Source organism: uncultured Thiodictyon sp. (assembly GCF_903946935.1).
Taxonomy (GTDB): Bacteria; Pseudomonadota; Gammaproteobacteria; order Chromatiales; family Chromatiaceae; genus Thiodictyon.
On record NZ_CAJAXH010000008.1, the window covers coordinates 70,545 to 84,662 of the forward strand.

Sequence of the window (14,118 nt, forward strand, 5' to 3'; positions counted from 1 at the left end):
CAGGCCGCGCCATCATCAGGAGTGGAGCCGGTGGCGAGAAGAAAGTTGAGCGCCTGGCGGCGCCTGCGGATCGCGGTGATCGACCGCATCGCGCGTGCGCTGGTGCAACTGCTCGCGCGCCTGCCGCTGTCGGCGCTCCACCGCCTGGGTGCCTGGGTCGGCTGGGTCTTCATCCACTGGCCCAACCGCCAACGGCGCAACGCACTGATCAATCTCAAGCTCTGTCTGCCAGCCCTGGACCACGCGGAGCTGATTGCACTGCGCGACCGCAACCTGGTCGAATTCGGCAAGACCTATCTGGAGATCGGCTATCTGTGGCTGCGTCCGCTGCCGCAGGTGCACGACCTGGTAAGGGAGGTACATGGGGCCGAGTTCTTACTCCGCCAACCCGGCAAGGGTCTAATTGTGTTGTCACCCCACCTGGGGGCCTGGGAACTGGCCGGTCTGCACCTGGCCCGCCAGGGACCCACCGCGATCTTCTACAAGCCGCAGCGCTATCTGGACGGCCTGATCCTGGCCGCGCGTCAGCGCTGCGGCGCTGAACTCGCGCCCATCACCGCCCGCGGCATCCGCGTGCTGGTCCAGGCCCTGGAGCGCGGCGACTATGTCGGCGTGCTGCCGGACCAGGAGCCCAAGGAGGACAAGGGCGCCGTCTTCGCCCCACTGTTCGGCATCCCGGCCTTCAGCATGCTGCTGGTGAACCGGCTGGCGCGGCGCACCGGCGCCCCGGTAATCTTCATGTTCGCACAGCGCCTGCCGGACGCCGCCGGGTTCCGGATGCACTGCATCCCCGCCCCCGCCGGCATCGACAGCGACGACGACGTGGTCGCCGCCACCGCGCTCAACCGCGGCATCGAACAGTGTGTCGCCATCTGCCCCGAGCAGTATGTGTGGCCCTACAAGCGCTACCGCCGCCGCCCGGCGGGCCTGCCGGGCATCTATGACGGACCGCTCGATGACCACAAGCTACTTGCATTGATCGAGCGCCGGCCGAGCCAGCGGGAGACGACTCCGCCGTGATCGTTACTACTCCGGCTCGTCGCGGCCTGGGGGCCGCTCCTACCTACGTAGGAGCGACCCCCAGGAGCCGCAATCACCCTCTCGTGACACCGCTCCAGCGGTGTCACGCCTGTGTTTGGCGCTCCGCGCCAAGTGCGTCACTAGCAGGCATAACGATCACGGCCAACCAACCATTGCTGGAACACCCGGCGGAGGATTGACCATGGATACAATCAGCCCCGAACTACTCGACGAGGCCGTGCGTCGCATCGTTCATGCGGTCCATCCGGAGCAAATCCTATTATTCGGCTCCCAAGCTTGGGGACACCCAACCGCGGACAGCGATATCGATCTTCTGGTCATTCTCAGCACCTCCGACCAGCCCGGCTATCGCCGTGCGCAGGAGGTCTATCGCAGTCTCTACGGACTCACCCTACCAATTGAAATCGTGGTACGAACGCGCGACGAGGTCACACGGGCCGCCCGGGTCGCGACCTCGCTGGAACGGCAGGCGCTGGATCGCGGGCGGGTGCTTCATGGATAAGGAAAAGATGCGTGCCGTCGGCCAGTGGCTGCACAAGGCGCAGCACGATCTGCGTTCGGCGCACCGCCTCTATACCGACGATCCGCCGCTGCTCGATACCGCGGCCTATCACTGCCAACAAGCGGCGGAAAAGGCATTGAAGGGTTACCTGACCCTGCACGATATTCAGTTCCGCAAGACGCACCTGCTGGCACCACTGGTGGCAGAGTGCGCGAAACTCGACTACCAGTTCCACGAGCTGGCCGAAGCGGCAGCAAAATTGACCCCCTACGCAACCGAGTTTCGATATCCGGGCGAGGGGCTCGATCCCGAAGAATCCGACGTCGCTGAGGCAATGCAGTTGGCACAGACTGTCGTGGAGTTTGTTATGCGTCGATTGCCGTGCGACCTGACGGGAAAGGCATGAGACTGCGGCCCGCTGTCAGCGAAACGAACGCTAAACCCTTGCTCGTCAAATGCACAAGGCAGCCGCCCCGCACCAACCGGACCTGCGGCGAGCGCACGTCTGTGGCATAGTTGCCATCCATCGCAACCCCGTAAGGACCCCAGGGCAAGCCGCCAGTTGCGCAACCAGGTCTTCATCAGCTACCGCCAGGAAAGCCCCGGGCTCAGCCAGCAGTTACTGGCAGAGGTGGAGACCGCGCTCGGACTCTCCGTCAAATTCAATCGCGATGAGTGTTATGACCGCCCGCTTGGCCTTGGTCATGGTTCCGGCCACTGGAGGTCGAGGCTTTACCGTGAAAGTCGCCGCAAGCCAATGTCTTTGAAGTCTTTTTTACCTGAAAACGACGGAGGAACCCAGGAGTGCCCCGTTAGCCTGACAGACTTTCATGCTCCGGGGTGGTAGGCCCCCCTTCCATGGCCGTTAGCCGGTCCGGCGAGCAGGCACCACCGATTATATTGGAGGTCTGGGGAGTCGCCACCGGCTAACGGCCATGGCGCCCGCACCACCCCGAAAGATGAAAGTGGCGGGCGCCTTGGCCGTTTCCCCCTCCCCGCCCTCCCCCAATAGGGGAGGAAGAATTGGAGCGCGCTTCCGGCGCGACTTTCACGGTAAAGCCTCGACCTCCAGTTGCGGACGGTCCGCCGCTCGCCGCAACGATGATAAAGGCCGGGCGATTCTCCGCTGAGACCAATATTGCGGTCGAAATGCTCATGGCGCGGAGCGCTTGACACATGGGTGACACCGCTGGAGCGGTGTCACCAGCGTGCATCGCGAGTGCGGTGTGACAGTCCACCCATTCAGGAATCCGACCATGACCGAATTCTCCATCCACCCCCAACTCCTGACCGACTGCCACCGCCTGGGCCGCCTGCCCGCCACCCATCTGCTGCTGCACAAGAACGCCGCGGTGCCCTGGTTCATCCTGGTCCCGGAAACCGCGCTCGGGAACCTGCTGGACCTGCCGACCGAGGAGCGCGACGCGGTGCTGGCGGACTGCAAGCGGGTCTCGGACTATCTGACCGGCACCCGGGGGTACACCAAGGTCAATGTGGCCTGGATCGGCAATGTGGTGCCGCAGTTGCACGTCCATGTCATCGGGCGCGACCCGGCGGACGCCTGCTGGCCAAAGCCGGTGTGGGGGCATCTGGAGACGGTGCGGGAGTATGGGTCGGACGCGTTGGCGGCGATCGGCGCGGCGTTACTCGGCGCGCGCGACTGAGCGGGCACGACACGCTTAGACGGGACGCAGAGCGCCCGCGCGGCATTCCCACGCTGGAGCGTGGGAACGAGAGACGGCCTGCCTGGGCCGCCTCAGTTCGGGTTGTAGATCTGGTCGAACAGGCCGCCGTCGGCGAAGTGTTTTTGCTGGGCCGCCGCCCAACCGCCCAGGTCGGCAATCTCAACCAGCTTGATATCGGGGAACGTGTCTTTGTACTTGGCGGCGACGGCCGCATTGGTCGGGCGATAGAAATGCTGCGCCGCGATTTCCTGCCCCTCTTCTGAATACAGGTACTTCAGATAGGCCTCGGCCGCCTCGCGGGTATGCTTGCGATCGACGTTTTTGTCCACCACGGCCACCGGGGGCTCGGCGAGGATGGAGAGCGAGGGGGCCAGGATCTGGAACTGGTCCGCCCCGAATTCCTTGAGCGCCAGGAAGGCCTCGTTCTCCCAGGACAGCAGCACATCGCCCTGCCCCTCCCGGACAAAACTGGTCATGGAGCCACGGGCGCCTGAGGCGAGCGACGGAACGTGTTGGTAGAGACGCCTGACATAGTCGGTCACCTTGGCCTCGTCGCCGCCGTAGGCCTGCGCGGCCCAGGCCCAGGCCGCCAGATAGTTCCAGCGCGCACCGCCGGAGGTCTTGGGGTTGGGGGTGATGACGCTCACGCCGTCCTTGATAAGATCGCCCCAGTCCTTGATCCCCTTCGGGTTGCCCTTGCGTACCAGGAAGACGATGGTGGAGGTGTAGGGCGCGCTGTGGTGTGGCAGGCGCTGCTGCCAGTCCTTGGCCAGCAGGCCCTTGGCGGCGATGGCGTCGATGTCGTAGGCCAGCGCCAGGGTGACCACGTCCGCCGCCAGTCCGTCGATGACCGCGCGGGCCTGCTTGCCGGAGCCGCCGTGCGACTGCTGGAAGGCGATCTTGCCACCGCCCTTGGCCTCCCACTGTTTGGCGAAGGCGGGGTTGAACGCCTGGTAGAGTTCGCGGGTCGGGTCGTAGGAGACGTTGAGCAGGGTGATCCTATCGGCGGCCTGGGTGCCGGTGAGCAAGGCGAGCCCCAGCAGGGTGCCGGCGAGGCGCGAGATCAGGTTAAGGCGGTGGGTCATGGGTCGTTCCTCGGGGTGGGCGTGGCAGCGCATTAGAGCGCGTCGCCGATCGGTTCCGAACAAAAAAATCCTGCAAAGGTTAGCGCATCTCCCCTTTCGACAGGCTCAGGGCGAACGGGGCAGCCCTGTTAGACGAATCTGGAATAACGAGATAACAATTTGCCTGTTCCAGTTATTTGCGCCCTTTGTTAAGCTCAACTCCAGACATATCCACCCCATTTTTTCACCCCCGAGGCCGGATCGATGAACCCTCCCAGCCCCCTGACGGCGGGGCCGCGATGAGCGCCGCCGTCAGCTTTTTCAACCCGACCGGCCAGACCCGGGTCTTGCCTGGCTTCGGCCTGTCACTGGGCTACACCCTGGTCTATCTCTCGCTGGTGGTGCTGATCCCGCTCGCGGCGGTCTTCATCCAGACCGCCTCGCTCACCTGGGGCGAGTTCTGGGCCATCGTCAGCGCCCCGCGGGTGGTGGCCACCTACAAATTGTCCTTCGGCGCCGCGCTGTTGGCGGCGGCCATCAATGCGGTCTTCGGGCTGATGTTGGCCTGGTCCCTGGTGCGTTACAGCTTTCCCGGCAAGAAGCTGGTGGATGCATTGATCGACCTGCCCTTTGCGCTGCCCACCGCGGTGGCGGGGATCGCCTTGAGCGCGCTGTGGGCCGGCAACGGCTGGCTCGGCGCCTTGCTGGCCCCGTTCGGGATCAAGGTCGCCTACACCCCGCTCGGGGTGCTGGTGGCACTGATCTTTATCGGTGTGCCCTTCGTGGTGCGCACGGTGCAGCCGGTGCTGGAGGACTTGGAGACCGAACTGGAGGAGGCGGCGGCAAGCCTGGGGGCGCACCGGAGCCAGACCTTCACCCGGGTGCTCCTGCCGGTGCTCACTCCCGCCCTGCTCACCGGCTTTGCCCTGGCCTTCGCCCGCGCGGTGGGTGAATACGGATCGGTGATCTTCATCGCCGGCAATATCCCGATGGTGTCTGAGATCGCGCCGCTGATCATCATCACCAAGCTGGAGCAGTATGATGAGTCGGGCGCCACCGCCATCGCGGTGGTGATGTTGTTGTTCTCATTCCTCATGCTGCTGGCGATCAACCTGTTACAGGCCTGGAGTGCCAGGCGCACCGGGAGGAATCGCTGATGGCCAGCGCCGCCGCCATTCTGCCCGCGACCGGCCACGCCCGCGAAGGTCGCTACGAGAATAACGCCGCCACCCGCGAACGGCCCTGGGTGCGCGCCTTGATCCTGACCCTCGCCCTGAGCTTTTTTGTCCTGTTTCTGCTGCTACCGCTCGTGGTGGTCTTCCATCAGGCCCTGGCCAAGGGCTGGGGGACCGCGGCTGCCGCCGTGACCGACCCCGACGCGCTGGCCGCCGTGCGGCTCACCCTGCTGGCCGCCGGCATCGCGGTGCCGCTCAATCTGGTCTTTGGCGTGTCCGCCGCCTGGGCCATCGCCCGCTTCGAGTTCCGCGGCAAACAGGTCCTGAGCACCCTGATCGACCTTCCATTTTCAGTCTCGCCGGTGATCGCTGGCCTGATCTATGTGCTGATCTTCGGCGCCCAGGGGTGGTTCGGCTCCTGGTTCATCGAGCACGATATCAAGATCGTCTTTGCGGTACCGGGCATCGTGCTGGCGACGATCTTTGTCACCTTCCCCTTCGTCGCCCGGGAGCTGATCCCGCTGATGCAGGCACAGGGGCGCGACGACGAGGAGGCCGCCACCGTGCTCGGCGCCACCGGGCTACAGACCTTCTGGCGGGTAACCCTGCCCAATATCAAATGGGGGCTGCTCTATGGGACCATCCTGTGCAATGCCAGGGCCATGGGTGAGTTCGGTGCGGTGAGCGTGGTCTCGGGACACATTCGCGGTGAGACCAACACCATGCCGCTGCATGTCGAGATCCTATATAACGAATACAACTTCGCCGCCGCCTTCGCCGTGGCCTCACTGCTCGCCATGCTCGCGCTGGTAACCCTGGCATTGAAGTCGTGGGTGGAATGGCAGGCCAATCGCGTCGTGACTCAAAAGGAGGCTATGGTCCGCAAATGAGTATCCAGGTCGCAGAGATCAGCAAGACCTTTGCTGGCGTCACCGTGCTGGACCGGGTGTCGCTCGACTTTCCCACCGGTCAATTGGTGGCCCTGTTGGGCCCCTCGGGCTGCGGTAAGACCACGCTGTTGCGGGTCATCGCCGGGCTTGAGACCGCCGACGCGGGGCGGGTCATCCTGGAGGGTGAAGACGCCTCCAGCACCCATGTGCGCGAACGCCAGGTGGGCTTCGTCTTCCAGCACTATGCCCTGTTCCGACACATGACGGTGTTCGAGAACGTCGCCTTCGGCCTGCGCGTACAGCCACGCAAACAGCGCCCCAAGGAGCCTGAGATCCGCCGCCGCGTCATGCGCCTGCTCGAACTGGTGCAGATGGCGTGGCTGGCCGACCGCTTTCCGCAGCAACTCTCCGGCGGTCAGCGCCAACGCATCGCGCTCGCCCGCGCCTTAGCGGTGGAGCCGCGCGTGCTCCTGCTCGACGAGCCATTCGGCGCACTGGATGCCCAGGTACGTAAGGAGTTACGACGCTGGCTGCGCGCCCTGCACGACGACCTGCACGTCACCTCGATCTTCGTCACCCACGACCAGGAAGAGGCGCTGGAGGTGGCCGATCGGGTGGTGCTGATGAATCGCGGGCGGGTCGAACAGGTCGGGACTCCGGACGAGGTCTACGAACACCCCGCCAGCCCCTTTGTCTATGGCTTCCTGGGCGCCGCCAACGTCTTCCATGGCCGGGTCGAGGGCGCCAATGTACGGGTCGGCGGGGCGACCCTGAACCATGATGGAAGTAACGCCGACCATGGCGCCGAGGTGGTGGCCTTCGTGCGCCCGCACGAACTGGACATCGTCACCGATCTCGCCGCCCCCAACGGGCTGGATGCCACGGTGCGGCGGGTGCTCGCCTTCGGCGGCAGCGCCCGGGTGGAGCTCGATAGCGTGGAGGCGGTCAAGGCCGGCGCCGAGCCGATCCATTACGAGGTGGTCCTGCCGCGGGAACGGGCCGTCGCGCTGGTCCAGGGGCAGCGGGTGCGCCTGGTGCCCGCGCCGCTGCGGGTGTTCCGCAACGAGGCCGCCTGAGATGAACTTCCAACAACTGCGCATCCTGCGCGCCACCGTCAAAAACAACTTCAACCTCACCGAGGTGGCCAATGCGCTCTTCACCGCCCAGTCCGGGGTCTCCAAGCACATCAAGGACCTGGAAGACGAATTGGGGGTGGAGATCTTTGTGCGCCGCGGCAAGCGCCTGCTGGGGCTGACCGAACCCGGCAAGGAGCTGCTGCCCATCGTGGAGCGCATCCTGCTCGATACCGGCAACATCAAGCGGCTCGGCGAGCAATTCGCCCAGCGCGACGAGGGCCGTCTGATCATCGCCGCCACCCATACCCAGGCGCGCTATGCATTGCCACCGGTAGTGACCCGCTTCAAGCAGGAGCTGCCCAGGGTCCATCTGGAATTGCGCATTTGCGGCCCGGCGGAGGTGGCCGCCCAATTGCGCACCGGCGAGGTCGATATCGGTCTCGCCACCGAGTCGGTGGGCGATGAGGCGGACCTGGTGAGCTTTCCGTTCTATCAGTGGTATCACGCGGTCATCGTCCCGGAGGGTCATCCCCTCGCCGCGCTCGGGCGACTGACCCTGGAGGCCCTGGTCGAGTATCCGATCATCACCTATTACGAGGGCTATACCGGCCGCGCCCGGATCGATGCCGCCTTCTGCGCCGCCGGTCTGGTGCCGGATGTGGTCATGTCCGCGCTCGATGCCGATGTCATCAAGTCCTATGTGGAGCTCGGTCTGGGGGTGGGTATCGTCGCCGCCATGGCCTTCCACCCGGTGCGCGATGCCGGCCTGCGGCTGCTGCCCTGCAACGACCTGTTCGGGATCAACACCACGCGTATTGCACTGTGCCGCGGCCATTACCTGCGCGATTTCGCCGTGCGTTTCATCACCTACTGCGCCCCGGAACTCACCGAGGAGCAGGTGAAAGAGGCGGTGTTCGCGCGGCCCCCCGACGCGTAGGAGCGGCCCCCAGGCCGCGAACCTCACCCCGCGCTGGTGAGACCGCTCCAGAGACTGGGCAAGTATTCGCAGACACCAAACCCCTCTGCGCCTGGGAGCGCCGACATCCTGTCGGCGACGGCGCGAAGCGCCGTTGGATCCTCTGCGAAAACAAAAACCTTTACCATTGACCGCGAAACCGCGAACCGCCTGCGGCGGTTGGCCGACAGGATGTCGGCGCTCCCAGGCGCGAGCGTCCGCAGCCCGATACCGATTCTTGCCTTGCCTCTTCACCCAGAAAGAGCAGTTGTCACGCCAAGGCGCCAAGCTCGCCAAGACTTTTCAACGCGTTATCAACGTTGCGCCAGTCACCCGGAGGATGATCTGGATAGTGGATCGACCCGATCGTATTGCTTGGCGAGTTTGGCGCCTTGGCGTGAGCAATTCCCGGGTTTAGGCTCCAGCGGTGTCACGCCGGTGTGGGGCGCTGTGCGCCCCGCGGCCGCAATGAACAATCAGGTCCGAGGATAGACCCGCTCATGCACCCGCCCGAGCACCGCCAAGTCGACAAACTCGGCCCCGCCGAGGTCCCCCTGGAGTGCGGTCGCGGGCTCACCCGGCCCGCCCAATCGGTCGACCACTAAGGGCACGCCGGTAAATTCCTGCCCTTCGGTGTAGGCACTGACGGATACCACCAGCGCCTTTAACCCCGCCCCCAGGGCCGAGCGCGCGCCCGCCTCCGAGTCCTCGACCGCCACACAGTCGTCTGCCGTCAGCCCCAGCTCGGCCAGGGCCAGTTCAAAGATGTCGGGGGCCGGCTTCTTGCGCGGCACCACGTCCCCGGCGGCGATGACCTCGAACCAGTCCCGCAGCCCCGGCTCGCCGCACTGATCGAGCAGCACGGTGACATTCTCCGGGGTGGTCGTAGTGGCGATGGCCAGGCGGATACCGGCCGCCCGCGCCTCGCGCAACAGTCGCAGCACGCCCGGTCGCAGCGGGATGGCGCCGGTGCGCAACAAGGCCAGGTAATGGCGGGTCTTGGCCTGGTGCAGAGCGGCGATCAGCGCCTCGCGGTCGACACCCGGGTCCAGGGCGATCTGTTCCTGTTCAAGGAAATAGGCAATGCGCTCCTTGCCGCCAGTCACCGCCAGCAGTTCGCCATAGCGCGCCGGGGCCCAGTGCCAGTCCAGCCCGGCCTCGGCGAAGGCGGCGTTGAAGGCGGGCCGATGCCCGTCGCGCTCGGTGTCGGCAAGGGTGCCGTCCACATCGAAAATGATGGCCTTGAACCGGTACATGAGGCGCACTCCTCGGGGCTGGGGGATGGTGGAATCGGTTGAGGATAACCCAGACAGCCAGCCGCCCTATAGAGTCTCGTTACCAAGCTGGCGCTTGGTAACCACAACCGTTATGGAAAGGCCTCCGGCCAACGTCTGGCACCATGGTACACACGAAGGATTTGCAGGGTGCTGCCGACGACGCGATAAGGGACGACATAGGGAGTGTCGGAGATCACGAGTTCCCGCGTGCCCGGCACCCGCCCCGGCCGCCCGATCTGAGGCGTCGCCTGGAGCATCGCGACGGCCGCGCGGATGCGCCCCTGGAGGGTGCGGGCGGCGGGGGGATTCTCCGGGAGGATGCGCAGATAAATCTCGCGCAGGTCAGTACGCGCCTGCGGCGACCACTGGGTCTTCAAGCCGCGTCCTGGCCCGCCAAAAAGGCATCCATCTCGGCCATGACGTCCTCATGGTCGAGCCCTTCGCCCCGATCCAGCGACCCCATGGCCTCCTTGATGCCTTCCACCTGCCAGGCCTGAGACTCGACGTACTGACGCAAGGCGTCCTCGATCACCCAGTTGCGGGTGCGGTCCATGGCCAAGGCCAGCGCGGCGACCTGGCCGACCAGCTCGGGGTCGGTACGGATGGTGATACTGCTTTGCGCCATAGGGCACCTACTGTGATTGCATTGCACTCAGGTGCAGTTATAGCGCATCCGCAGAGCCGGTGCCAACCCAAAGTCAGGCCGGACCCCGGTGGGAGCGGCTTCAGCCGCGACGCGACCTCGCAGGTTACCGCAGCGTCGCATCGCGGCCGGAGGCCGCTCCCACGGGGGACATCCATCGTCCGGCGCGGCTGGTCTTGCTGCCATGGCCGTTAGCCGGTGGGCCGCGCTGCCAGGCTCAGCGGATGGACTCCGGCGGCTCGAGATAGGGGAGCCGGTAGAGTGCGAGGCGGCCCATGGTGAGTGGGACCGCAATCCAGCAGTCACCGGCCGGGGTGCAGCGGAAGTCGAAGTCCCACATCGGCGGGATCCCGGGTTGCGATACCGCCGGCAGGCGCAGGGCGAAGAGCAGTTGGTCGGTCTGCACGTCCCAGAGCCGGGCCGTCGCATCGCCGCCGACGGTGGCGAGTTGGCAGCCGTCGGGACCGTAGATGGCTCGGAAAACGGTCTGCTCGTGGCCCACCAAGTAGCGCGGCTTGGCTGGCGAGGGCCCGAGGTCGTGGAGGGTGACCACCAACCCGCGGCCGACGGCGGCGAGTTGTCGGCCATCGGGGCTCAAGGTCGCCCAGAGCAGCATGTCCTGGGCCTTGGTAACCTCTTGCCCTGGGGGCGGGTCCTGCGAAAGATCCCAACGTTTAACCAAGAAATCGTCGCGGCCGGCGCATACGAGGGATCGACCGTCCGGGGTGAAAATAACACTGAGGACCGGCCCTTGGTGTGCGTCGAATAACTTGCCTTCACCGTTCTCTACATCGAACAGCCCCACGCGCCCGTCATAGCCGGCCGTGGCCAGCGTGCGTCCGTCAGGAGCGAAAGCGACGGCATGGACCGAGTCAGTATGACCCTCCAAGCAGTGGAGCGAGACCAGGGTGGCCCGACCCGACTCGTACACGACCTGCCAAAGCCGGGCCTTCCCATCGTGGCTCCCGGAAGCGAGGCGGCTCCCGTCCGCGTTAAACACCAAGCGGTTAATGTCGTTGCCATGAGCATCGTCAGTCGCGGCGATGACCTCGCCGCTGGCCCGGTCATAGAGTCTCAGAGCACCCCCTGCGAAACCGACCGCGATCAGATCGGCATCCGGGCTCAGGGCCACGGCGGCGGGTTCTTCCCCGACTTCCCAAACCCACTGGCTAGGTGTCTCCAGTGACCAGCGGCAGACGGTCTGATCGGCCTTGATCGTCATTCCGGCCACTTGGGCTCGCCGGATGCGTAGTCAGGCCATCTTGGCCTGACACCGTCAGGGCTGGAAGCCCTGACTACGCACGCCGCTGGCCGGGATTATGATCGACGCCGTCTGATCGTTGGCGGCAGTATAGAGGGTCTGTCCATGGCCGGCGACGGCGCAGATCCCGGTACTGTGGCCCTGGTAGACCCGCAGACCGATGCCAGTGGCGACATCCCACAGACGCATGGTGCTGTCCCGGCTGGCGGAGAGCAGTCGATTGCCCGTGGAGTCGAAGGCCAGGCCGAAGACGATGTTGGTGTGACCGACCAACTGGCGCAGTTGGCGGCCGCTATCGGCGTCCCAGAGGACGATGCGCCGGTCGTTGCCTGCGGTTGCCACAAGTTTGCCGGCTGGGTCGTAGGCAATCGCTTGGAGACAATCGTGCCACTTGAGGGTCCGCAGGCGCTTGTTGGTCTCAAGGCCCCAAATGCGAGCTGTCTTGTCGTAAGACGCGCTGGCGAGCCGCTTGCCATCGGGCGAGAAGGCGAGACCTTTCGGCGAGGCGATGGCGCCGGTGTGGTCCTTCAGCGTTCCAAGCTTCTTGCCGGTCTCGGTTGACCAGAGGGTAACGACATCGTCCGTTCCACCGCTGGTCAAAACCTTGCCGTCCGGACTGAGTGCGAGGGCGCAAACCTGGCCCGGGGCCTCCCATTCGGCGAGCTTGGTACCGGCCGGGCCGGACCAGCGGATGATGCGGCGGTCGTCCCCGCCGCTGTAAAGCCAACGACCGTCCGGGTCGAAGACGACCGAGCGCACACCCCCAAATGAGGAAGCCTTGGGGTCATGCCCCTCCAGCCGCCGAACCAGTTCCCCGGTCTGCGCATCGAACAAGACCAGGGTCGCGCGCTCCCCCGCCGCCGCGAGCCAGCAACCGTCCGGGCTCACCGCAACGCCGCCTGAGAGTTGGGCGCCAGCCCCCTCATAGACCTTATCCGCACTTGCACCCATGATGTCCACAAAACCCGCCAACAGGTTGCGCGTATGGCGCCGATGCTCAGGGACATCCGGGTCCAGCGCGACAGTCTGGTGCAGCACCACCCTGGCCTGTGCATAGTCCTCCACCCGGGCCAGCAATGCGGCGTGGGTCAGCCGTGAGTCGAAGAGTTCCCGGGTACGCTCCAGGCGCTGCTGTTCGCTGTGTACCGCGCCCCGATCCCGCTTTTCGCGGCTGGCCTCGAGAAACCCCATCGCCAGGTCGAAGTCGCCGCCATAGCGCCCGGCCCAGGTCTTGGTTGGCCCCTGCTCCTCACGCCACTTGAGCGCAATCTGAAGGTCCGGGTCGACCAAGAACGCACTCAGACCCGCCCGGTGACGGACGGCGGCGGACTCCAGTCGCAGGTAAAGCTCGGCCTGCTCCGCCTCGTCGAGCGTCCAGGCGCGCAACTTCTGCCACTGGCGGATCAGTGCCTCGTGGGTGATGTCGAGCAGGGTGCCCGGCTTGAGCTCGGTGCCGGCGGGGGGCATGAGAAAGCTGCGCCCGGGTTGGCGGAAGCACTCAGCCACCGCGGCGACCGCTGGCCAGTCTTCACCGGTCAGCGCGGCGACCTCACCCAGGGTCACCGGCCGGCGGATGACCCGCCCGCCCGCGCCGACCTCGGTGAGTGCGCGGCACAGCGTCTCGGCGATATGCCGACGCTGCGGGTCCGGCTCACACTCGGCGAATGCCTCGTCCGCGTGGCGATCCAGGCACTTGGCCAGGCCGCCGATGGCGTCCAAGTCCGCGGCCAGCAGCGGTGCGGGTGGCCCGGCTGGCGCCGCCTCCCGCGCCCGGTCCCAGAGGCGCATCAATGCGTGCTGGAGCAGCGGGAGCTGATCGCCCTGGCCGCGCGCCTCGGCCAGCAGTCGGCGGACCAGCCCGGGGTCGACCTCGCCGCCGAATTGGGGCAGCCCCGCCGGGAGCTGGATGGCGTCGGCCATCTGCTCCTGGCTCAGTGAGGACACCAGGAAGAGCCCGCGGTTGATCGCCTCCGGCAGGTCCGGGTAGGGGGAACAGTCGCCCAGGAACTCGGAGCGCAGGGTGATGACCACATAGACCGCCGGGTGGGTGGCGGCACCGAGCAGCAGCGCAATGAAGGCGGCGGTGTCCGGTGCGGCAGTCGGCGTGGTGTCTGGCGCGGTCCCGGCCCCGTAACGGAACAGCTCCTCGAACTGGTCCACCAGGATCAGCAGCCGGGTGTCCGCGGGCAGGGGTGACAGGCCCAGGCGCCAGTTGAGCGCGAGGCTGCCGCTGCGCAGGTGTTGCTCCAGGTCGGCCGCATCGTCCTGGTCCCAGTCGGTCTCCTGGATCAGTGCCTCGGCCAGGCGGGCGAATGGCTGCTCACCGGGGCGCAGCGTCGCCACCGCCCAGCGGGCGCCAGCCCCGGCCAGGTAGCCGGTATCCAGGGCGGGCAGCAGGCCGGCGCGCACCAGTGAGGACTTGCCGGAACCGGAGGTGCCGAGCACGGCCAGGAAGTGGGTCTCGTCCAGCCGGTCGAGCGGGCGTTGGCACCGGCTCCGGCTTGGGTTCCGCCGCGAAGATCTCCACGAGCCGGGCGGCCATGTCCCGT

General features: G+C 66.1%; 14 protein-coding genes. 8 read left to right on the forward strand and 6 right to left on the reverse strand.

All coding sequences use genetic code 11. The annotated features are described in order from the left end of the window. The first annotated feature begins 30 nt into the window (after positions 1-30). From QZX93_RS00630 to QZX93_RS00645, 4 genes are all read left to right on the forward strand, one after another. Positions 31-1,020: a lysophospholipid acyltransferase family protein gene (locus QZX93_RS00630; RefSeq protein WP_295392683.1), complete on the forward strand. Its 990-nt coding sequence runs from the start codon at positions 31-33 to the stop codon at positions 1,018-1,020. A 202-nt stretch (positions 1,021-1,222) separates the two neighbouring features. Next, positions 1,223-1,543 (forward strand): nucleotidyltransferase domain-containing protein, encoded by a 321-nt coding sequence (locus QZX93_RS00635; protein WP_295392685.1) that lies wholly within the window; start codon positions 1,223-1,225, stop codon positions 1,541-1,543. Beyond that, on the forward strand, positions 1,536-1,949 hold the full coding sequence (locus tag QZX93_RS00640; protein ID WP_295392687.1) for a HEPN domain-containing protein: 414 nt from the start codon (positions 1,536-1,538) through the stop codon (positions 1,947-1,949). Before QZX93_RS00635 ends, QZX93_RS00640 begins: the two co-directional genes overlap by 8 nt. An 850-nt stretch (positions 1,950-2,799) precedes the next feature. Further along, complete coding sequence (locus tag QZX93_RS00645; protein ID WP_295392689.1) at positions 2,800-3,207, forward strand: HIT family protein; 408 nt, start codon at positions 2,800-2,802, stop codon at positions 3,205-3,207. Positions 3,208-3,299: 92 nt separating this feature from the next. Here the strand turns inward: QZX93_RS00645 and QZX93_RS00650 are convergent, their stop codons facing one another. Next, positions 3,300-4,313: a sulfate ABC transporter substrate-binding protein gene (locus QZX93_RS00650; RefSeq protein WP_295392691.1), complete on the reverse strand. Its 1,014-nt coding sequence runs from the start codon at positions 4,311-4,313 to the stop codon at positions 3,300-3,302. Positions 4,314-4,591: 278 nt separating this feature from the next. Here QZX93_RS00650 and cysT point away from each other — a divergent pair, with 278 nt between their 5' ends. Genes cysT through QZX93_RS00670 form a run of 4 tightly spaced genes read left to right on the forward strand, consistent with a single transcriptional unit; the run spans position 4,592 to position 8,370 of the window. Then, positions 4,592-5,449, forward strand: coding sequence for a sulfate ABC transporter permease subunit CysT (cysT, locus tag QZX93_RS00655; RefSeq protein ID WP_295392693.1), 858 nt, complete (start codon positions 4,592-4,594; stop codon positions 5,447-5,449). After that, positions 5,449-6,357: a sulfate ABC transporter permease subunit CysW gene (cysW, locus tag QZX93_RS00660; protein ID WP_295392695.1), complete on the forward strand. Its 909-nt coding sequence runs from the start codon at positions 5,449-5,451 to the stop codon at positions 6,355-6,357. Before cysT ends, cysW begins: the two co-directional genes overlap by 1 nt. Next, a complete protein-coding gene (locus QZX93_RS00665; protein WP_295392696.1) occupies positions 6,354-7,433 on the forward strand; it encodes a sulfate ABC transporter ATP-binding protein in 1,080 nt (359 codons plus the stop codon). Before cysW ends, QZX93_RS00665 begins: the two co-directional genes overlap by 4 nt. A 1-nt stretch (position 7,434) precedes the next feature. Beyond that, complete coding sequence (locus QZX93_RS00670; RefSeq protein WP_295392698.1) at positions 7,435-8,370, forward strand: CysB family HTH-type transcriptional regulator; 936 nt, start codon at positions 7,435-7,437, stop codon at positions 8,368-8,370. A 494-nt stretch (positions 8,371-8,864) separates the two neighbouring features. Here the strand turns inward: QZX93_RS00670 and QZX93_RS00675 are convergent, their stop codons facing one another. From QZX93_RS00675 to QZX93_RS27220, 5 genes are all read right to left on the reverse strand, one after another. Continuing rightward, on the reverse strand, positions 8,865-9,644 hold the full coding sequence (locus QZX93_RS00675; protein ID WP_295392700.1) for an HAD-IA family hydrolase: 780 nt from the start codon (positions 9,642-9,644) through the stop codon (positions 8,865-8,867). A 110-nt stretch (positions 9,645-9,754) separates the two neighbouring features. After that, positions 9,755-10,042, reverse strand: coding sequence for a type II toxin-antitoxin system RelE/ParE family toxin (locus QZX93_RS00680; RefSeq protein WP_295392702.1), 288 nt, complete (start codon positions 10,040-10,042; stop codon positions 9,755-9,757). After that, the gene (locus tag QZX93_RS00685; RefSeq protein ID WP_295392703.1) at positions 10,039-10,290 is read right to left on the reverse strand and encodes a CopG family ribbon-helix-helix protein; all 252 of its coding nucleotides are present in this window, start codon (positions 10,288-10,290) and stop codon (positions 10,039-10,041) included. Before QZX93_RS00685 ends, QZX93_RS00680 begins: the two co-directional genes overlap by 4 nt. A gap of 235 nt (positions 10,291-10,525) precedes the next feature. Continuing rightward, positions 10,526-11,530 carry a hypothetical protein gene (locus QZX93_RS00690; RefSeq protein WP_295392705.1) on the reverse strand — a complete coding sequence of 335 codons (1,005 nt, stop codon included), beginning with the start codon at positions 11,528-11,530 and terminating at the stop codon, positions 10,526-10,528. Between the two features lie 54 nt (positions 11,531-11,584). Next, positions 11,585-14,014 (reverse strand): WD40 repeat domain-containing protein, encoded by a 2,430-nt coding sequence (locus QZX93_RS27220; RefSeq protein ID WP_366759398.1) that lies wholly within the window; start codon positions 14,012-14,014, stop codon positions 11,585-11,587. Positions 14,015-14,118: the final 104 nt, after the last annotated feature.